We start from the raw sequence: 17,460 nt of genomic DNA, 5'->3' as shown, positions 1-17,460 counted from the left end.
CTTTCAAACCCGCCTCCGGCTTACTCCTCGGCAGCGGACTGGCTACGCAGCCACTGGCTCTTCCAGCGCGCGTAAAGCATGGCGCTGGTGAAGAGCACGCTGGTGAGCAGGCACTGTAAGAGTCCGTAAAGGCGCAGCTGGGGAACGGTTGCGGTCAGCACCGCGCCGCAGAAGTAGAGCAGAATCACGAAACAGAGCCAGGCGTGGACCCGCGGCTTGCCCGCCAGCACCCCGGGCAGGAACAGCAACAGCGGCAGGACCTGGAAAATCCAGATGCTGAACGGGTTGGCGCGCTCGGGAGGAGAGAGCCAGAAAAGCCAGAGGGTGATGACGGCGATCAGCCCCAGTAGCGAGCCGCGGCTCAGCCAGCCGCTGATCTGTACCTTGAGTCTCAATGAATCTTTCATGGGGCAGCTCCCTGAAGCAAGCGGCGGGCGATCTCCGCCACCCGGCGACCCTGCGCGCGCGCCAGCGCACACTCGGTTTCGGTTAACGAGCGAGCGTTGTCGGTGCCTGAAACGTGGGTGGCGCCGTAGGGCGTGCCGCCGGCGTCGGTGGTCAGCAGCCCTGATTCAGTGTAGGGAAGCCCGGTCAGCAGCATGCCGTGGTGCAGCAGCGGCAGCATCATGGACAGCAGCGTGGTCTCCTGCCCGCCGTGCAGGCTGGCGCTGGAGGAGAAAACCCCGGCCGGCTTGCCGCTCAACCCTCCGCTCAACCAGAGGCTGCTGGTGCCATCAATAAAGTATTTCATCGGGGCCGCCATGTTACCGAAGCGGGTGGGGGAGCCCAGCAGCAGCCCGGCGCAGTCGCGCAGATCCGACTCCGTGCAGTAGACGGCGCCCTCTTCGGGGATCGGCGGCTCGGTCGCCTCGCAGGTGGCCGATACGGCAGGGACGGTGCGGATCCGTGCCTCCATCCCCGGCACCTCTTCGACTCCCCGTGCCTGGTGACGGGCAAGACCGGCGGTGGCGCCGTGGCGGCTGTAGTAGAGCACCAGTACATAGGGGCTCGTCATCAGAGCAGTTCCAGCACATTTTCCGGGGGACGACCAATGACTGCGCGTTCGCCGCAAATGGCGATGGGGCGCTCGATCAGCTTGGGGTGAGCGAGCATGGCGTCTATCAGGGCCGAATCGCTCACGGCGGGGTCTTTGAGGTTGTTCTCCTTGTAGGCATCCTCACCTTTTCTCAGCAGCTCGCGGGGGCCGATATTCAGTTGCGTCAGCAGCTGCTCCAGCTCGTTGCGGGAGGGGGGATTCTCCAGGTAGAGGCGAATCTGGGGCTCAACCCCCCGCGACTGCAGCAACTGCAGGGCGGCGCGGGATTTGGAGCAGCGGGGATTGTGATACAGGGTGATTGAGCTCATGGTGATACGGCCTCCTCGGGTCCGGGTGTGGCGAGCAGGCTATAACTGCCTAAAAAATAGGGTCTTTTGCCTGCGGTTGCGGGTATTCTAAACTCTATGGGGAGCGAGTCACAGCGAATAAACAGCGAACTAAGTGGAGCTGGAAAAATGGGCGCAAAAGGGTTCGAAAGTAATCCGGTTATAGCCGGTTGGCATTTCCTGCGCTACCTGTTGACCGAGTTTAATGCCAATCACGGCGGGCTGAATGCGGCGGCCCTGACCTACACCACGCTGTTCGCCGTCGTCCCATTGATGACGGTGACCTATGCCATGCTCTCCTCCATTCCCACTTTTCAGGGGGTCAGCATGCAGCTCGAAACCCTGATTTTTAACCATTTCGTGCCGGCCAGCGGGCTGGCGGTCAAGGAGTACCTGTCGGGATTCGCCAATCAGGCCCGCACCCTCACGGCCCTGGGGATCGGTGTGCTGGTGGTGACCGCCTACCTGATGTTGAAGACCATCGAGTCGGCGTTCAACCGCATCTGGCGGGTGCGAAGCCACCGTCGCGGGCTTTCGAGCTTCTTGCTCTACTGGGCCGTGCTGAGCCTGGGCCCCTTGCTGCTTGGGTTGGGTTTTGTGCTCACCTCCTACCTGGTCTCCCTCCCCTTGATCAGTGACGCCACCGCGGTGCTGGGAGGGCGTGAGCGTTGGTTGGGGCTGGTGACCCTGGCCACCAGCGTCGGTGCCTTTACCCTGATCTACGCCGCCGTTCCCAACTGCCGGGTGCCGGTGCCCCACGCGTTTGTCGGGGCGCTGGTGGTCTCGGTTCTGTTCGAGGCGGCCAAGCGGGCCTTTACCCTGTTCGTCACCCATTTCCCCTCCTATGAGCTGATTTACGGCGCCTTTGCCGCTTTCCCCCTGTTTCTGGCCTGGATCTATATTTCTTGGCTGATCATTCTGCTGGGGGCTGAGCTGGTACGGGCCCAGAGTACCTACCGGGGCCAACGTCATGCGCGGCAATACTCCCATCTGCGCTGGGTGCTGGGGCTGCTGGAAGTGCTCTGGGAGAACTATCCTCTTGGCCGCGGCGTTGGTCGCGATGAATTGCTCAAGCGCCTTCCGGGTCTTGAGACGCTAGCCCTGGATGATTACCTGGAACTGCTGGTGGATCAGCGACTGGTCGCCAAGACGGATCAGGGCACGGTGGTGCTCTGCAGGGACCCCCGGGCGATCAGCGTGCAGGAACTGTGGCGGGCCTGTCCCTGGCCGTTGCCCGCGGCGCTGGGGGAGGGGTTGAGCAAACCCTGGCAAATTGAACTTGATCGCCAGCTTCGAAGCCTGGAGCAGCAGCGTGAGGATGCGCTGGCGACCAGCCTGGACGGGCTCTACTCGGTCCGTGCCACCGGTGTCTCGAACTCTTCGATCGGGAAGGAGCGCGTATGAATCGTTTGGGATTGCATGCCTGGGTCAGTGGCCGAGTGCAGGGTGTCTGGTTTCGCCAGTCTACCAAGGAGCAGGCTGACGGTAACGGCGTCGACGGGTGGGTCCGGAACCTGCCTGACGGGCGGGTGGAGGTGATGATGAGCGGGGATGCCAACGCGGTGCGACTGCTTGAAGCCTGGCTCAGCCAGGGCCCACCGCTGGCGAACGTGGCCGACGTGGAGGTTGAAGAGGTCGAGCCGGACCCGGCGCTGCAAGGGTTCGAGGTTCGCTAGGCTAGTCGCTGTAGCGGTTCTGGGCCAGAAATACCTTTTTGGGGTACTTCATGCGCCCGTAGCTGCCGTTGTAGCGGGCCAGGGCTTCGGTGATATCCCCCTTGGCCACTTCCAGATAGTAGGCCAGGATGGTGCACCCGTAGCGCAGGTTGGTGTCGATGTCGGTGAGGTTGTCCTGGGGGCGGCCGATTTCCGCTTTCCAGAAAGGCATTACCTGCATCAGCCCCTGGGCGCCGACCACCGAGATGGCGAAGCGTTGAAACAGGCTCTCCGTGTGAATAACCGCCAGTACAAGGTCCGGCGGGAGGCCCGCCCGCTGCGCCTCGCGATGGGCGGCGCGCAGAATGTGCAGGCGCTCGGCATCGTCGGGAACATAGCGCCGAATCCGGTTGGACATGTCCACCAGCCAGACCTCGGCGTCGAACCGATCTTCGAAACTGTCGGCTTTGTCGACCGCCGCTTTCAGCCAGTGGCGCAGGTTGCTGTCCACCGCTGTCCCCTGCACATTCGCCGCCGCGGGGGGGGCGGCGAGAAGCAGGATCAAAAGAGCTGGCGCCGCGCGCCTGATACGTTTCCACATGAACGGAATTTTGCGTGACCGGCAGGCCGGGTGCAAGGGCTCCGTAATGCCAAACCGGGGGGCTTTCTTTCTGCTAAATTCAGGTTAAAGCCAGGTTGTCGGGAGCCGGAAGGAAGCGACGATGTGCCCGGTGCTGCAGAGGGATGTGATCATGGCCTGCCACGTGCCCGGTTGTCTGGGCAACTACGACTTTGATGAGATTTGCGCCATGGCGCGCAGGCGCTTTCTTCGCGGCGAGGATACGGTGTCGCTGCTCAAGCGGGCACGCAGCCAGCGGGAGCGGGAAGAGGTGGTGCTGGTTTCGTTGCTGGACCTGGATGACGGAGAGGTGAGAGCGCTGCATCTGAGCTGTCCTCATGGGGCAAGCTGTCGGGTCACCGACTGTCGCCGCAGGTTGAAAGCGTTGCTGGAGCGTGAGGGGGGAGCCACCGCAGCGCCTCAGGCGTGACAAAAACCTAGCGTTAAAGTAGGATATTGGCCGTTAATTACAGCTGTACCCGAGGTAAATACCGATGGCCGAGCCCACCACCAAACCGACCCCTCCCGGCGACGGGGAGTGCTGCGAGGGCGGCTGCGACCCGTGCGTCTGGGATCGCTACTACGAAGCCCTTCACCGCTGGCAGCAGCAACAGTCGGAAAAGCGCAAAACGACCCAGATCACGGGTGAATCCTGATCCTCCCCAACTGTAAAAATCGACCAAGGTCTTGGGCTGTCTGTCTCCTAAGGTTTGTTACAATCGCGCACAAACTATACGGAGATCGTTATGACAGCCTACGTACTCGGACACAAAATTCCTGACAGTGATTCCATCTGCGCCGCGCTGGCCCTGGCGCACCTGAAGAACGCCATCGGCGAACCCGCGGTGGCGGTTCGTCAGGGCGAGCTGAACCCGGAAACTGCCTATATCCTTGATAAGTTCGGGTTGGAAGCCCCGGTGCTGAAAACCCAGTTTGCCGACGAGTCGGTCTATTTGGTGGACCACTCCGACCGGGCCCAGAGTCCGGACGACCTGGACAAAGCTACGGTGCTGGGTATCGTGGACCACCACAAGCTGGGGGATATCACCACCAGCGCTCCGCTGGAGTGCTGGATCCGGCCCGTGGGCTGCACCAACACCATCATCAAGGAGATGTTCGAGTACTACGGGGTTGAAATTCCCCGCAACATCGCCGGCATCATGATGAGCGCCATTCTCAGCGACACCGTGATTTTCAAGTCACCCACCTGCACCGAACTGGATATCAAGGCGGTCAAGCAACTGGCCGAGATTGCCGGCGTCGGGGATTACGAACAGTTCGGCATCGAGATGTTCAAGGTCAAGTCGGACGTGCAGGGCACGCCGGTACGGGAACTGGTGCTGCGGGACTTCAAGGATTTCGACATGAGCGGTCGCACGGTCGGCATCGGCCAGCTGGAGACGGTGGACCTGTCCGTGTTCGATACCATCAAGGAGAAGTTGCTGGCTGACATCGAAACGCTACGGGTTGAGGGCAACCGCCACAGCGTCTGCCTGCTGCTGACCGATATCATGAACGAAGGCTCCGAGCTGCTGGTGGCGAGTGACGCGCCCGCGTTTATCGAGGAAGCGTTTGGCGTCACCCTGAAGGATGGCAAAGCCTGGCTGCCGGGGGTGTTGAGCCGCAAGAAGCAGGTGGTGCCGCCGCTGGAGAAGCGCTTCGCCTGATTTGACTGGCGAAGCTGGAGCCGTCGCGGTCTCAGGCGATACGCGATAAACCGCGGCGGCTCTCTGCCAGCTGGGGAATAAAGCTGTAAAGTTGGCCGTTTTCCCGAGCCACGCAAATGCGCCCCGCCATCGACCGCACTCGCCATCCATCGGGGCGCTCCACCAGTTCAAGCAGCAGCGCGTCCGCGCTGGCAGGAGCGTCGTCGGCGGCATTGCCGGCAAGGGGTTGATGGCGCAGATCCAGCACCTGCCGATTGGCCAGCAGGCGGCAGACATTGTGCAGATCCCAGTGCTCCGGCAGCGTCTTCAAAGGCTCGAGTACCCCGAGAACAGCCGGGGAGATCACGGCCCGCTCCTTGGCGAAGAATTTTCGAATGCCGATCCCTTGTAGGGCGGGAAAGCCGCTGTTGTCCCGCGCGTTGCCCTCAAAGTTGACCTGTTCCAACCCTTGCACCATGTACCCGAGGTCGAATTGACAGGCCTTGATGAAGTTCCACGCCGGTTCGATGCTTTGCGCAGAACCGATGCTGTACTTGATCGCTTCCTTGCCATTGCGCACCTGCCGGTTCAGCAGGGTGATGACCAGGTGGTTGCTCTGAAAATCCACCAGGCAGTCCGGCTGCTCGACAAAGCAGTAGGGGGTCTCACGGCGACAGAATGCGATCCATTCGGGGGCCGAGGAAAGTTGTGGGAGCACACGGATGATCATGGCCGCAGTTTAACGGGAAATCATCCAAGAAGCAGCTTTGCAGAACGGCCCGGGAGTCGCACAATAACGGCTCTTTAAGCAAGGAGTCCGGGCGTGATGAAACTGATCAATCGCAGTGCGTTACTGGTGTTGCCCCGCCAGCCCTACGTCGACTGGGTCAATGGCCTTGAAACTGACATCTCAGGTCTTGAGGCGCCGTTATCGTTGGAAGCGCACCGCGCGGAGGGGCGGGTCTACCTGGTCACCGAGGGTGGGGAAAATGCCGACGTGGCTGCTCAGCTCGACCGCCTCTGGCGCAGGATCTGGGATAATGAACTGGGCGCCTGGGATGAATTCGGCGATGCCTGGCCGGCCCCTTCCCGGGCCCTGTTCGAGCGCTGGTTCGAGGTGGCGCCGCAGCTTATCTGTTTCGACCTGGCTGATGAGCCGCTGCTGGTGGCGCAAATGGAGTCGTAGCCCGTTATTTTTTTGTTGCGCTGCGAAAAAAGCCCGCCGGCGCCCATATCAATTTTCGAAACAGCGTGATACAAACGTCGAAGGCACCCGGGTGCCGGAACCGAAAAGCTGTCTCACCGTATTGATTTTGGAAGCGTTATGGCGATGTCTCAGCAGCCCTCGGCGGCCCCTTATGGGGCTTCCGTCCCCGCCGCCTCTCTGAACGGGCGGTTACCTGACCTGCGGGTCCACCCACTGCGCGAAGAGCTTTATAACGAGCTGCACAGCCGTCCTTACCAGGTGCTGCAGAGCCCCTCGCAGCTGACCCACTTCGCGATCCTCCACGGTGGCAAGCTGAAAGTCGAGGAGCACCAGCTCCTTACCGCACTCTGCGACCGCTTTCAGATGACCGCGCCCACCCCCAACATGCCCTGTTTTCACCAGGACTTCGGCCTCTTTGAGTTGCGCTGGGAACGGCATATGGAGTTCTCCAGCTACACCTTTATCAGCAAGGGCCCACGGCAGGGGGCGCCTTTTGCTCAAAATGCTCTGGACCGGGTGCCCGCGGAGTGGCTCAACCAGCTTCCGGGCCAGGTGGTGGGCGCTTTTCACCTGTTGATCGAGGAGGCGGAGCAGGGGGGCGAGCCGCCGGTGGAGCAGGTGGCCGATTACTTCGAGAAGCTGCGGCTGGTGGGGAGCCAGCCGGCCAACGGCCGGGCCATGGTGTGGACGACGTTTCGGCTGCACAGTGACGGTTTCGGACGTTTTATGATCTTTAACCGCGGGTTGACCGAAACCCAGCTCGGACGCCTGGTGCAGCGCTTCGTGGAGCTCGAGACCTATCGCCTGCTGACGGCCCTCGGGTTGCCCCTGGCGCGGGAGATCGCGCCGCAGCTCAACACCCTGGAGCTGCAGCTCAAGCAGGTGACGGCGGGTATCGCGCAGCTTGAGTCGGCGGCCGACGAGCGCGGCCTGCTGGTGATGCTGTCGGAGATGGCGGCCCAGGTGGAAGCTTTCCGGGCCCGCTCCAACTACCGTTTTTCCGCCACCCGCGCCTATCACGGCATGGTGGAGCAGCGCCTGGAGGTGCTGCGCGAACGGGAGCGGGAGGTGGCCGGCCACCTGACCCTCAACGAGTTCCTGGAGCGCCGTCTGACCCCGGCGGTGCGCACCTGCGAGGCCATTGGCAACCGCCTGGAGAACCTCTCCACCCGTATCGACCGGGCCAGCGAGTTGCTCCGTACCCGGGTCCAGCTGGGCATCGAGGAGCAGAACCAGTCGTTGTTGGGGGCCTTGAACCGGCGCAGTCGCATCCAGTTGCGAATGCAGCAGACGGTGGAGGGGCTGTCGGTCGCCGCCATCAGCTATTACCTGGTCAGCTTGCTCAAGCTGGGCTACGAGGCGTTGTATGCCCAAGGGGTGCCCATCGACAAGTCGCTGGCCACAGGGCTTTCCATTCCGGTGGTGATGGCGGTGGTGTGGTGGGGAACCCGCCGGATCCACCATCATTTCAGCCGTCAGGAGCCTGATCCGCAGTGAAATCCAACCACGGGAGTCGGGTATGCCGGGCCCCAAGGTGATAAACTGCCGCTTCCGTGGTCCATACCACCGACAATGCTCTTCAGACGGGAACGACGCCATGACCATGCATGCGCAGATAGAGGAAAAAGTCCGCCAGGGGTTGCAGGTTCAGCACCTGCAGATCGAAAACGAGAGCCACCTGCATCGGGGGCCGGCCACCGACAGCCATTTCAAGTTGGTGGTGGTGTCCGATGATTTCGAGGGCAAAAGGGCCGTGGCCCGTCACCAGCAGATCTACGGCCTGCTGGCCGAGGAGATGCAGGGGCCGGTGCATGCCCTGGTGATGCACCTTTATACCGGCGAGGAGTGGCAGCAGCGACAGGGTGAGGTGCCCGCCTCGGCCGCTTGCCGGGGAACTCCCGCCCGCTGAGGTCTGCGGCGTGAGTCAACGGCAAGCACCTGCCTTCTTCGACTGGGGCTATGTGCTGGCGGTGGCCCTGGAGCATCGCCGGGAGCTGATTCTCGCCAACCTGATCGCCGTGGCGGCCACCCTGGCCGCCGTTCCCCTTCCGCTGCTGATGCCCCTGTTGGTGGATGAAGTCCTGCTGGACAAGCCGGGGGCGGTGGTGGCAGCCCTTAACCACTGGTTTCCCCCCGCCTGGCAGGGGCCGGTACTCTACATCGGCGCGGTGCTGATCCTGACCGTGCTGCTGCGCCTGGTCTCACTCGGCCTCTACGTGTGGCAGGGGCGCGAGTTCACCCTGATCTCCAAAGATGTCATTTTTCGCATGCGTCGGCGCATGCTCGAGCGCCTGCAGCGGATCTCCATGGCCGAATACGAGACCCTGGGCTCCGGTACCGTGGCGACCCACTTCGTCACCGACCTGGACACCATCGACCGCTTCGTGGGGGACTCGGTCAGCAAGCTGCTGGTGGCCGTGCTAAGCATTTTCGGCGCCGCCGCGGTGCTGTTGTGGCTGCACTGGCAGTTGGCGCTGTTTATTCTCGTACTCAATCCGCTGGTGGTCTGGTTGACGATGCTTATCGGCAAACAGGTCAAAACGCTTAAGCTACGCGAGAACAGTGCCTTTGAGCGCTTCCAGTCGGCCCTGACCGAAACCCTCGACGCGATTCAGCAAATACGGGCCAGCAACCGGGAACGGCATTACCTGAACCAGCTCACCGGGCGTGCCGCCGAGGTGCGTGAACACGCTGCCGCTTTTGAATGGCGCTCCGACGCCGCCAATCGCCTGAGCTTTGTGACCTTCATGGTGGGGTTCGACCTGTTCCGCGCCCTGTCGATGTTGATGGTGGTCTTTTCCGGGCTCAGTGTCGGGCAGATGATCGCGGTCTTCGGCTACCTCTGGTTCATGATGACGCCGGTGCAGGACGTGTTGCGGATGCAGTATGCCCTCTATGCGGCCAACGCGGCGCTTAAGCGGATCAATCGCCTGATGGCGCTGGGTGAGGAGCCCCGTTACCCGGCGCTGGAGGACCCCTTCCAGGGGCAGCGCACCCTGGGGTTGGCCGTAGAGAACATCCATTTCGGCTACCGGGACGACGAGGAGGTGTTGCGGGGGGTTAGCCTTGCCATCGAACCCGGGGAAAAAGTGGCCCTGGTGGGGGCCAGTGGGGGCGGTAAGTCCACCCTGATTCAGGTGATCCTGGGGCTTTACCCGCCGCGGGCGGGGCGGGTGCTGTTCGGCGGCGTGCCGGCCGAGCGGATCGGTTTTGAGCGGGTCCGTGAGTGCGTGGCGACTGTGTTACAGCAGCCGGCTATCTTCAACGGTTCGTTGCGCTCCAACCTGACCCTGGGGCGGCCCATGGCGGATGCTCGCCTCTGGCACGCCCTGGAAGTGGCCCAGCTCAAGGGCTTTGCCGAGCGTCTGGAGGAGGGCCTGGAGACCCGCGTCGGCCGCCAGGGCGTGCGCCTTTCCGGGGGGCAGCGCCAGCGACTCGCCATCGCCCGCATGGTGCTGTCCGATCCCAGCGTGGTGATTCTGGATGAGGCCACATCGGCCCTGGATGCCGAGACCGAATACGCGCTGCACCGGGCGTTGGGACGCTTTCTGGCCGGGCGCACCACCCTGATTATCGCCCACCGTTTGAGCGCGGTGCGCGAAGCGGACCGGGTCTACGTGTTCGAGGACGGGCGTATCTGTGAGCAGGGACGTCATGAGCAGTTATTGGCGGAAAAGGGGCTCTATGCCAAGCTGTACGGAGAACGCCAATAAGCGACAGGAGAGCGAGGGCTGAAGGAGCGTAAGGCTGTCAGGCGTCGCCGCGAGCGCTGGCCCTGGCGCCCGGGTAACCGGGCCACCTTGCTGGTGGACTCGGCACAGTACTTTCCCGCCATGCTGCAGGCCATAGAGGGTGCGCGGCACAGTTTGCTGTTGGAGTTCTACCTGGTGGAGTCCGGCACCGTGATGGATCGCTTCTGCCAGGCCCTGACCGCGGCCTGCCGGCGGGGCGTCAGAGTCTGTCTGTTGGTGGACGGGTTCGGTGCTCAGGCGCTGAGTCAACATGATCGGCGCCGGTTGGAGCGGGCCGGTGTCGAACTAAGGGTGTTCAACCCCCTCGGTCTTGGCAAGGGACTGGCCAACTTTTCTCGGGATCATCGCAAGCTGCTGGTGGCGGACGGTCGCATCGCCTTTACCGGCGGTACCGGTCTGTGTGACCAGTTTCTCAGCGCGCCCGACGGGACACCGGGCTGGCATGAGTTGATGCTGCGGGTGGAAGGGCCGGTGGTGAACGACTGGCAGCGGCTTTTCGCGCGCCTCTGGAACGAAAGCGGCGGTGCGCCCCTGGCGCTGAACGAAGAGGCGGTTGCGGTCGGCGATATGCAGATGAAAATCGCCACCACCCGGGGCCTGCGCAGCCAGGAGATCAAGGTGAACTTCCGCCGCCATATTAACGGTGCCGAGCACCGGATCTGGTTGGCGACCGCCTACTTTCTGCCTTCCTGGTCCATCCGCCGCGCGCTGCGCAACGCCGCCCTGCGGGGGGTCGATGTGCGCCTGCTGGTGCCGGGGCCGAAAACCGACCACCCCGGCCTGTACTACGCCGCGCGCCGTTATTACAGGCCGCTGCTGGCCGCCGGCGCGCGGATTTACGAGTATCAGCCGCGGTTCATTCATGCCAAGGTCGGGGTCTGCGACCACTGGCTTTCCCTTGGCTCGTGTAACCTGGATCACTGGAACCTGCGCTGGAACCTGGAGGCCAACCAGGAGGTGCAGGATGCGCGCCTCGCTGAAGACGTTTACGCCACCTTTCGTGCCGATTTTGCCCAGAGCGAAGAGGTTACCTATCAATACTGGATGGCCCGTCCCTGGTATCAACGGGTTTGGGGGTTCTGCCGTGGGTTGGCTCACGGCTTGGTGCTGCGTCTGTTTTGAGCCCTGGTCTACACTCTAAAAAGTTCCAGAGGACCCGAGGAGTGGCTGGATGAAACAGGCCGCGGTGTTGTTATTGACCTTCACCTTCCTGGTCGGTTGCGCCGAATCGCCAGTGCAGGACAGCCGGGCGCAGCAAGGCGTCGAGCCGGTGAACGATCAGCCACGACCGACCCCACCCGAGCCCCAGTGGGTGCAGTTCGGCATCGTCGAGTGGATCAGCGCGGCCCAGGCCAAAACGGCGGAGGGAACCCCGGAAGAGGCGATGAAACTCAGTATCCGTATGGACAGCGGAGAGGAGATTGAGGTGGTGCAGGCCGTATCTCAAGCCGGTCGCTTTAACGTCGGCGACCGGGTGAGGGTGCTGCATATCGGTGAGTTTTACCGGGTTACCTACTGGCCCTATGACACCGGCGGTTGACACCTCACCGATGGTAGCGAGGGTGCGAACGCCCTAGCGGCGCCTCGCACCGTTTCGGCCTTTGGGGGCCTTGGGCTCCTCGGGGACACGAAAGTGCAGGTATAGGTCGGTCAACAGTTCGGGAATTTCCTCGCAGAGACTTTCGCATAAACGGGCGTCGTTACGGATCTGGGTGAGTTCGGGCTCGTCGAAGAGCTCGGAGGCCACCATGATCGGTAGCAGCAATTCGGCGACCCGTTCCTCGTCTTGGCTGAACCAGGCCTCTTCACGCAAAAAGACGCCTTCCATAAACCCCTGGGCCCAGTTGGTCAGCAGCGGCTCCTCTTCGTCCAGGGTGAGGTCGCAGGGCAGCTCTGGCGCTTCTTCCTGGTCCAGCTCATGGGCGATGGCCGCCAGTTCGCGTCGCAACAGCCCCTCGATACGCGCTTTCTCCTGCTCATCGGCATAACCGGGCTGGCCGTCGAACAGCACCTCCAGCCATTCGGTCTCGGGAACGGGGACCGGGCTTACAGCGAGCGCCGTGAGCAGTCCGTGCAGGCCGGGGTAGTCCAAGGCATCGCCGGAGACGGCGGGGGAGAAGAGGAACGCCTCCAATAGGTCGATTTCGGCTTCGTCCAAGGGGCGGCTGTCTGGGCTGTGCATGGTCGGTGGGTATCCTGCTGTTCGAGTGGCGGCCATTGTACTCCCTTCAACGCACGGGTGCAGCCTTGTGGGACTGGCTGGACTGCGCGCGCTGTGCTGTTTAGTATGCTAACCAGATCAAGGAATGGATTCGCGCCTGTCATGTTGTTGAGCCTCTCCCGCCGTTTACTGCTCGTGCTGCTTAGCATCGTTGTGCTGGGCTCGTCACCGGTGGTCGCGATGGCCGATTGGCACGGAGCGGCCGATCTTGCTCACGACCACGCGCAACCGGAAGCACCGGGCGATCACCAGGATGCTGAGCAAGATCTTCACTGTGGTGATGAGCACTGTTGTAGCGAGCTCTGTTCTGCCGGTCTTTTTCCCCGGTTACCGGTCACGATCGACGCCGTCACGTTGCAAACCCACCTCGGGGACTACCGTCCCCAGGCGCCTCCCCCCCAATTCCTACTGCGTCCCCCCATCCGCCGTCTGCCCGCCTGAAGCCGGTTACCACAGCGTTGCTTTGACGCTGCCCGGCCCTCGAACAATCGAAAGTTTCATTTTGATGTGGAGTGCAGACAATGAAAGCAGTCAATTCCGTCGCGGTGGCCCTCGGGGTTGCCCTGAGTGCGGGTTTCAGCCCCCTGATCCTGGGTTCCGGGGAGCACGCAGCCGGCATTCATCAGACCAAGACGATGCACGACAAGGCTAAGCCCATGCACGCCGCCTCCCCGGGAGGCAGTCACGCCCATAAAGTCTGGGTCGAGCCTCCGGCATCCTACCGGCAGGTTAGCTACGATGCATGGCAGGATGCGGATGCCGCGGCCCGGGGCGAAAAGATTTACATCGAGCACTGCGCCACTTGTCACGGGCCTCAGGGCAAAGGTAAGGGGCCCATCGCCAAGGCGCTGAGCCATCCTCCCGCCGACCTCACCCATCACTTTCACCATGCCGATGGTCGCGGTAGCGCCTACCTGTTCTGGCGAGTAAGTGAGGGCGGTGGGGTCGAACCCTTCAAGTCCCGAAATTCAGCCATGCCGGCTTTTGAGCAGGTGCTCAGCGAGCGCCAGCGCTGGGATGTGCTGACCTACATCCACCAGGCTTTCCACTACGGCTTCCTGGGGCATCAGGAGATGTCGGGCCACAAAAAGACCCACCCGGGTTCCGGCCACTGACCGGGAAACATCTGTTTTTACATAAGGATTTTTTATGTGGATAACCAACTCTCCTTGGGCGGCGCTGTTTACCGCTCTCTTTACACTGGGTCTGAGCAATCCGCTTTGGGCACAGAACCTGAATGACCTGAGTCATATTTACGGCATCGCCGAGGTGCCGGGCAATCCTGATGCCTTGTATCTAGCGACCCATAATGGCTTTTACCGGGCCCAAGCTGACGGGCAGGTGGCGCAGGTATCAGTCATCACCGACGACTTTATGTCTCTGGTCAGCGACCCGGCCGATCCGAACGGCTTTTTCGCCAGTGGTCACCCCCGGGGAGGGGGTAACCTGGGATTGCTGCACAGCGAGGACGGGGGGCGCACGTGGCGACAAGTCTCCCCGGGGTTGAATGGTCCGGTCGATTTTCACGCCCTCGCCGTCAGTCCGGTGGACCCTAACCGTATTTATGGCATGTACCGCGGTCTGCAGATCAGCCGTGATGGCGGTAATCGTTGGACCCAGGGGTGGCTGCCCGAGGGGAGCCTCTCGCTGGCAGCCTCATACGCTGATGTTGATTACCTCTACGCCGCTACGCGCAACGGCTTGCAGATGAGCAAGGACGGGGGACAAAGCTGGCGTCCGGCGATGATGATGCAGCTGCCGGCCTCGCAGGTCCTGGTGGCATCCGATGGGTATGCCTATACCTTTCTGGTCGGGCGGGGCCTGTTCAAGGTGAAGGAGCCGGGGCTGGCCTGGAAGCCCCTGGGGGATCCTTTCGATGGCGCAGTTCCGGTGCAGATGGCTGTCAGTGCCCAGGCGCCGCAGCGGCTCTATGTCCTGGATAACGGCGGACACCTGTGGCGCTCGCTGGACGGGGGCGCGGCCTGGCATCGCTTCGGCGTGGCAGGGCAATAGGATGCGGCGACTAAACTTGTTCTTGGGAATCGGTTGGGTGCTTCTACTCGGCGCCTGCAGCCTGCCTGATGATGAAGAGCGGCTGGCCAAGCAGGGATTGCCTCCGGCCGGTTTCGAGGGGCAGGTGGAGGCTGGACGTGAACTTTACGCGGCCCACTGCGCCGCCTGTCACGGACGCATGATGAAGGGCTCCCGCCAGGGGCCGCCACTGCTGCACAAGGTCTACGAACCGGGGCATCATGCTGATCTGGCCTTTTATCGTGCGGTTAAGGACGGCGTTGTCAGTCACCACTGGGGTTTTGGCGATATGCCCCCCCAGCCCCAGGTTTCTCCAAAGCACGCGGCTCATATCATCGCCTATGTGCGCAATCGCCAGCGCCAGGTGGGGATCGAATAGGAGAGAGCATGAAGCGACTCACAGGGATCGTGGCCCTGGGCATACTGCTCGGCGGTTGCAGCGACCGGTTTGACCCTTACCATGAAAACCCGGACACCGGTCGTTGGTTCAGCCCGGCCCAGGTGGCCGAAGGCGAGGCGCTTTTTGCCCGCTATTGCGCGCAGTGTCACGGCGACCGGGCCCAGGCAACGCCTGGCTGGACCCAGCCCGACGCAGAAGGGCTTTATCCGCCGCCGCCCCTGAACGGCACCGCCCACGCCTGGCACCACCCATACCCGGTGTTGGAGGAGATCATTCTCAATGGCTCTCGCGGACGTATGCCGGCCTGGAAGGGCACCCTGGACAAGCCGCAGGTGGCGTCGGTAATTGCCTGGTTCCAGAGCCTCTGGCCGGAGCAGGGGTACCGGATCTGGCAACAGCGCCACCGCTCGAATTAAGTGGCGTTGGGAGGGGCGGGTCTGCGCTTGCGGCGCCTCCCGGCAGGTTTGTTGCGCGCTTACCGAACGCGGTGCCTAGGTGGGAGAACCGCGGTCGATAGGGGTTAGCTAGCCGCTAGCTTTCGCCGCCAAGGCCGCGGAAAACGGGTGGGGCGAGAAAAGCAGCCGTAACGCCTGACAGCCCGGGTTAAATCGCGGATAATGGCGCGCCATGATGACCCTCGCCCTGCAGCGCCTGCAGAACACCTTCGGTTACGACAGCTTCCGCCCCCCCCAGGATCAGGTTATCGAGGCCCTGTTGGCCGGGCGTGACGCCCTGGTGCTGATGCCCACCGGGGGCGGCAAGTCCCTCTGCTACCAGCTGCCGGCGCTGGTGCGCGACGGCGTTGGGGTGGTGGTTTCGCCCCTGATCGCCTTGATGGAAGACCAGGTGCGGGCCCTTTCGCTGCTCGGCATTCGCGCCGCTTTTCTCAACTCGACCCTGGATACCGAGAGTGCCTGGCAGGTGGAGGGGGCGCTGCGCAAGGGCGAGCTGGATCTGCTCTACATCGCCCCCGAGCGGTTGCTGCAGCCCCGAACCCTGGAACTGCTGCACCACTGCCGCATCGCCCTGTTCGCCATCGACGAGGCCCACTGTGTCTCCCAGTGGGGCCACGATTTTCGTCCCGAATACCTGAAGCTTTCGGCCCTGCACGAGCAGTTTCCGGCGGTGCCGAGGATCGCCCTCACCGCCACCGCCGACGCCCGCACCCGGCAGGAGATCATTCACCGCCTGGGGCTGGAGCAGGCGGAGGTGTTCGTGCGCGGGTTCGACCGCCCCAACATCCGCTACCGCATCACCCAGAAGCAGAACGCCCGCAGCCAGCTCAAGCGGTTTCTTGAGACCGAGCACCCCAACGATGCCGGCATCGTCTATTGTCTTTCCCGGCGTAAGGTGGAGGAGACGGCCCAATGGCTTTCGGACCAGGGCTGGACGGCGCTGCCCTATCACGCGGGGCTGTCCGCCGAGGTGCGCCAGGCGCACCAGCACCGTTTTCTGACCGAGGAAGGGGTCGTGGTGGTGGCGACCATTGCCTTTGGCATGGGCATCGACAAGCCCAACGTGCGCTTCGTTGCCCACCTGGATCTGCCCAAGAGCGTTGAGGCCTATTACCAGGAGACCGGTCGGGCCGGGCGTGATGGCGAACCGGCCGATGCCTGGATGGTGTACGGCCTGCAGGACGTGATCTTCTTGCGCCAGATGCTGGAGGGCTCTGATGCCGGCCCCGAGCAGAAGCGGATTGAGCGCCAGCGCCTGGAGGCGATGCTGGGGTTGTGCGAGATCACGACCTGCCGGCGCCAGTCGCTGTTGGCGTACTTCGGCGAATCCGAGCACCCGCCCTGCGGTAACTGCGATACGTGCCTTGATCCGGTGGAGACCTGGGATGGCACCGAGGCGGCGCGCAAGGCCCTCTCCGCGGTCTACCGTACCGGGCAGCGCTTCGGGGTCAGTTATGTAATTGACGTCCTGCTCGGTAAAACCACGGAGAAGGTGACGGCCAACGGCCACGACCGGCTCTCCACCTTTGGCATCGGCACCGACCTGGACCTCAAGGCCTGGCGCTCGCTGTTCCGCCAGCTGGTGGCCCGGGGGCTGCTGGAGGTGGATACCGAAGGCTATGGCGCCCTGCGCCTCAGCGCCGCCTGCCGGCCGCTGCTCAAGGGCGAGGTCTGCCTGGAGCTGCGCCAGGACAAACGACAGAGCGGCGGACGTCGCCGCCAGGTGAGCACGGATCAGCGTCTGACCCTGCCTCAACGGGAGCTGTGGGAGGCCTTGCGGGGGCTGCGCCGGGAGTTGGCCGAGCAGCAGGACGTGCCGCCTTATGTCATCTTCCACGATGCCACCCTGCTGGAGATGGTTCAGCGCCAGCCGGGCAGTCTTGGGCAGCTGGCCCAGGTGAGCGGGGTGGGCAAGAGCAAGCTCGAGCGCTATGGCGATGCCTTCCTCGAGGTGTTGCAGGCGCACCGGGGTGATGCGGCGGATCTGTAAGTCGTCTGAGACGGGATTGCACCGTTTCCGGCCGTGGCGACGAAAGCCATTTCCCGGTAAAATTCGCGCCTCGAAAATTTCCTGACTCCAACCTCCGGTGC

The 17,460-nt window shown here is 63.0% G+C and carries 23 protein-coding genes; 17 read left to right on the top strand and 6 right to left on the bottom strand.

The features are described 5' to 3' along the window. Positions 1 to 20: 20 nt before the first annotated feature. From JGZ97_RS07700 to arsC, 3 genes are read right to left on the bottom strand one after another with little or no spacing between them, the layout of a single operon-like run. The gene (locus JGZ97_RS07700) at positions 21 to 407 is read right to left on the bottom strand and encodes a DUF2069 domain-containing protein (protein WP_207062030.1); all 387 of its coding nucleotides are present in this window, start codon (positions 405 to 407) and stop codon (positions 21 to 23) included. Next, a complete protein-coding gene (wrbA, locus tag JGZ97_RS07695) occupies positions 404 to 1,015 on the bottom strand; it encodes an NAD(P)H:quinone oxidoreductase (protein WP_207062029.1) in 612 nt (203 codons plus the stop codon). Before wrbA ends, JGZ97_RS07700 begins: the two co-directional genes overlap by 4 nt. Beyond that, on the bottom strand, positions 1,015 to 1,365 hold the full coding sequence (gene arsC, locus JGZ97_RS07690; protein WP_207062028.1) for an arsenate reductase (glutaredoxin): 351 nt from the start codon (positions 1,363 to 1,365) through the stop codon (positions 1,015 to 1,017). Before arsC ends, wrbA begins: the two co-directional genes overlap by 1 nt. Positions 1,366 to 1,512: 147 nt before the next feature. On the opposite strand from arsC, the gene JGZ97_RS07685 reads away from it, so the two are divergent. Together JGZ97_RS07685 and JGZ97_RS07680 are read left to right on the top strand one after the other, a co-directional pair. Next, the gene (locus JGZ97_RS07685; RefSeq protein WP_207062027.1) at positions 1,513 to 2,787 is read left to right on the top strand and encodes a YihY family inner membrane protein; all 1,275 of its coding nucleotides are present in this window, start codon (positions 1,513 to 1,515) and stop codon (positions 2,785 to 2,787) included. Beyond that, a complete protein-coding gene (locus JGZ97_RS07680; protein ID WP_207062026.1) occupies positions 2,784 to 3,059 on the top strand; it encodes an acylphosphatase in 276 nt (91 codons plus the stop codon). Before JGZ97_RS07685 ends, JGZ97_RS07680 begins: the two co-directional genes overlap by 4 nt. A 1-nt stretch (position 3,060) precedes the next feature. Here JGZ97_RS07680 and JGZ97_RS07675 read toward each other — a convergent pair whose 3' ends face one another. After that, positions 3,061 to 3,603: a lytic transglycosylase domain-containing protein gene (locus JGZ97_RS07675; protein ID WP_242521594.1), complete on the bottom strand. Its 543-nt coding sequence runs from the start codon at positions 3,601 to 3,603 to the stop codon at positions 3,061 to 3,063. A gap of 157 nt (positions 3,604 to 3,760) precedes the next feature. Between JGZ97_RS07675 and JGZ97_RS07670 the strand changes: the two genes are divergently transcribed. The 3 genes from JGZ97_RS07670 (at position 3,761) to JGZ97_RS07660 (ending at position 5,324) form a co-directional block, all read left to right on the top strand. Continuing rightward, a complete protein-coding gene (locus tag JGZ97_RS07670) occupies positions 3,761 to 4,087 on the top strand; it encodes a hypothetical protein (protein ID WP_207062024.1) in 327 nt (108 codons plus the stop codon). Positions 4,088 to 4,151: 64 nt separating this feature from the next. Next, on the top strand, positions 4,152 to 4,313 hold the full coding sequence (locus JGZ97_RS07665) for an oxidoreductase-like domain-containing protein (RefSeq protein WP_207062023.1): 162 nt from the start codon (positions 4,152 to 4,154) through the stop codon (positions 4,311 to 4,313). Between the two features lie 90 nt (positions 4,314 to 4,403). After that, a complete protein-coding gene (locus JGZ97_RS07660) occupies positions 4,404 to 5,324 on the top strand; it encodes a manganese-dependent inorganic pyrophosphatase (RefSeq protein ID WP_207062022.1) in 921 nt (306 codons plus the stop codon). A 31-nt stretch (positions 5,325 to 5,355) separates the two neighbouring features. Here JGZ97_RS07660 and JGZ97_RS07655 read toward each other — a convergent pair whose 3' ends face one another. Beyond that, on the bottom strand, positions 5,356 to 6,021 hold the full coding sequence (locus tag JGZ97_RS07655) for a hypothetical protein (protein WP_207062021.1): 666 nt from the start codon (positions 6,019 to 6,021) through the stop codon (positions 5,356 to 5,358). Positions 6,022 to 6,129: 108 nt separating this feature from the next. Between JGZ97_RS07655 and JGZ97_RS07650 the strand changes: the two genes are divergently transcribed. The 6 genes from JGZ97_RS07650 to JGZ97_RS07625 all read left to right on the top strand — a co-directional run bounded on the left by JGZ97_RS07650 (position 6,130) and on the right by JGZ97_RS07625 (position 11,802). Further along, positions 6,130 to 6,489, top strand: coding sequence for a hypothetical protein (locus JGZ97_RS07650; RefSeq protein ID WP_207062020.1), 360 nt, complete (start codon positions 6,130 to 6,132; stop codon positions 6,487 to 6,489). A gap of 138 nt (positions 6,490 to 6,627) precedes the next feature. Then, positions 6,628 to 8,007 carry a DUF3422 family protein gene (locus tag JGZ97_RS07645; RefSeq protein WP_242521593.1) on the top strand — a complete coding sequence of 460 codons (1,380 nt, stop codon included), beginning with the start codon at positions 6,628 to 6,630 and terminating at the stop codon, positions 8,005 to 8,007. Between the two features lie 100 nt (positions 8,008 to 8,107). Next, entirely contained in the window at positions 8,108 to 8,419 is a 312-nt protein-coding gene (locus tag JGZ97_RS07640; protein WP_207062019.1) for a BolA family transcriptional regulator, read from the top strand. Between the two features lie 10 nt (positions 8,420 to 8,429). Next, positions 8,430 to 10,223 carry an ABC transporter ATP-binding protein gene (locus JGZ97_RS07635; protein ID WP_370584027.1) on the top strand — a complete coding sequence of 598 codons (1,794 nt, stop codon included), beginning with the start codon at positions 8,430 to 8,432 and terminating at the stop codon, positions 10,221 to 10,223. 93 nt (positions 10,224 to 10,316) lie between these two features. Further along, positions 10,317 to 11,384, top strand: a complete 1,068-nt coding sequence (locus JGZ97_RS07630; protein WP_370584026.1) for a phosphatidylserine/phosphatidylglycerophosphate/cardiolipin synthase family protein — start codon at positions 10,317 to 10,319, stop codon at positions 11,382 to 11,384. Between the two features lie 49 nt (positions 11,385 to 11,433). After that, positions 11,434 to 11,802, top strand: a complete 369-nt coding sequence (locus tag JGZ97_RS07625) for a hypothetical protein (protein ID WP_207062018.1) — start codon at positions 11,434 to 11,436, stop codon at positions 11,800 to 11,802. A 33-nt stretch (positions 11,803 to 11,835) separates the two neighbouring features. Here the strand turns inward: JGZ97_RS07625 and JGZ97_RS07620 are convergent, their stop codons facing one another. Beyond that, positions 11,836 to 12,444, bottom strand: coding sequence for a YecA family protein (locus JGZ97_RS07620; RefSeq protein WP_207062017.1), 609 nt, complete (start codon positions 12,442 to 12,444; stop codon positions 11,836 to 11,838). A gap of 141 nt (positions 12,445 to 12,585) precedes the next feature. Here JGZ97_RS07620 and JGZ97_RS07615 point away from each other — a divergent pair, with 141 nt between their 5' ends. The 6 genes from JGZ97_RS07615 (at position 12,586) to recQ (ending at position 17,359) form a co-directional block, all read left to right on the top strand. After that, complete coding sequence (locus JGZ97_RS07615) at positions 12,586 to 12,924, top strand: hypothetical protein (protein ID WP_207062016.1); 339 nt, start codon at positions 12,586 to 12,588, stop codon at positions 12,922 to 12,924. Between the two features lie 80 nt (positions 12,925 to 13,004). Beyond that, on the top strand, positions 13,005 to 13,598 hold the full coding sequence (locus tag JGZ97_RS07610) for a cytochrome c (protein ID WP_207062015.1): 594 nt from the start codon (positions 13,005 to 13,007) through the stop codon (positions 13,596 to 13,598). Positions 13,599 to 13,632: 34 nt separating this feature from the next. Beyond that, entirely contained in the window at positions 13,633 to 14,496 is an 864-nt protein-coding gene (locus JGZ97_RS07605) for a hypothetical protein (RefSeq protein ID WP_207062014.1), read from the top strand. Positions 14,497 to 14,533: 37 nt separating this feature from the next. Further along, on the top strand, positions 14,534 to 14,893 hold the full coding sequence (locus tag JGZ97_RS18325; RefSeq protein ID WP_207062013.1) for a cytochrome c: 360 nt from the start codon (positions 14,534 to 14,536) through the stop codon (positions 14,891 to 14,893). Between the two features lie 8 nt (positions 14,894 to 14,901). Then, a complete protein-coding gene (locus JGZ97_RS07595; protein ID WP_207062012.1) occupies positions 14,902 to 15,330 on the top strand; it encodes a cytochrome c in 429 nt (142 codons plus the stop codon). Between the two features lie 211 nt (positions 15,331 to 15,541). Further along, positions 15,542 to 17,359: a DNA helicase RecQ gene (recQ, locus tag JGZ97_RS07590; RefSeq protein ID WP_207062011.1), complete on the top strand. Its 1,818-nt coding sequence runs from the start codon at positions 15,542 to 15,544 to the stop codon at positions 17,357 to 17,359. Positions 17,360 to 17,460 lie beyond the last annotated feature (101 nt).

It is taken from the genome of Motiliproteus sp. SC1-56 (genome assembly GCF_017309075.1).
Lineage (GTDB): Bacteria > Pseudomonadota > Gammaproteobacteria > Pseudomonadales > Balneatricaceae > Motiliproteus.
This window is presented reverse-complemented; position numbering and strand designations above follow the sequence as displayed.

Coding starts and splice junctions, on each gene's coding strand:
- JGZ97_RS07625 (WP_207062018.1), top strand. CDS start 11,434: ATGAAACAGGCCGCGGTGTTGTTATTGACCTTCACCTTCCTGGTCGGT.
- JGZ97_RS07650 (WP_207062020.1), top strand. CDS start 6,130: ATGAAACTGATCAATCGCAGTGCGTTACTGGTGTTGCCCCGCCAGCCC.
- JGZ97_RS07665 (WP_207062023.1), top strand. CDS start 4,152: ATGGCCGAGCCCACCACCAAACCGACCCCTCCCGGCGACGGGGAGTGC.
- JGZ97_RS07645 (WP_242521593.1), top strand. CDS start 6,628: ATGGCGATGTCTCAGCAGCCCTCGGCGGCCCCTTATGGGGCTTCCGTC.
- arsC (WP_207062028.1), bottom strand. CDS start 1,365: ATGAGCTCAATCACCCTGTATCACAATCCCCGCTGCTCCAAATCCCGC.
- JGZ97_RS07640 (WP_207062019.1), top strand. CDS start 8,108: ATGACCATGCATGCGCAGATAGAGGAAAAAGTCCGCCAGGGGTTGCAG.
- JGZ97_RS07660 (WP_207062022.1), top strand. CDS start 4,404: ATGACAGCCTACGTACTCGGACACAAAATTCCTGACAGTGATTCCATC.
- wrbA (WP_207062029.1), bottom strand. CDS start 1,015: ATGACGAGCCCCTATGTACTGGTGCTCTACTACAGCCGCCACGGCGCC.
- JGZ97_RS07685 (WP_207062027.1), top strand. CDS start 1,513: ATGGGCGCAAAAGGGTTCGAAAGTAATCCGGTTATAGCCGGTTGGCAT.
- JGZ97_RS07680 (WP_207062026.1), top strand. CDS start 2,784: ATGAATCGTTTGGGATTGCATGCCTGGGTCAGTGGCCGAGTGCAGGGT.
- JGZ97_RS07620 (WP_207062017.1), bottom strand. CDS start 12,444: ATGCACAGCCCAGACAGCCGCCCCTTGGACGAAGCCGAAATCGACCTA.
- JGZ97_RS07610 (WP_207062015.1), top strand. CDS start 13,005: ATGAAAGCAGTCAATTCCGTCGCGGTGGCCCTCGGGGTTGCCCTGAGT.
- JGZ97_RS07670 (WP_207062024.1), top strand. CDS start 3,761: ATGTGCCCGGTGCTGCAGAGGGATGTGATCATGGCCTGCCACGTGCCC.
- JGZ97_RS07595 (WP_207062012.1), top strand. CDS start 14,902: ATGAAGCGACTCACAGGGATCGTGGCCCTGGGCATACTGCTCGGCGGT.
- recQ (WP_207062011.1), top strand. CDS start 15,542: ATGATGACCCTCGCCCTGCAGCGCCTGCAGAACACCTTCGGTTACGAC.
- JGZ97_RS07700 (WP_207062030.1), bottom strand. CDS start 407: ATGAAAGATTCATTGAGACTCAAGGTACAGATCAGCGGCTGGCTGAGC.
- JGZ97_RS07615 (WP_207062016.1), top strand. CDS start 12,586: ATGTTGTTGAGCCTCTCCCGCCGTTTACTGCTCGTGCTGCTTAGCATC.
- JGZ97_RS07605 (WP_207062014.1), top strand. CDS start 13,633: ATGTGGATAACCAACTCTCCTTGGGCGGCGCTGTTTACCGCTCTCTTT.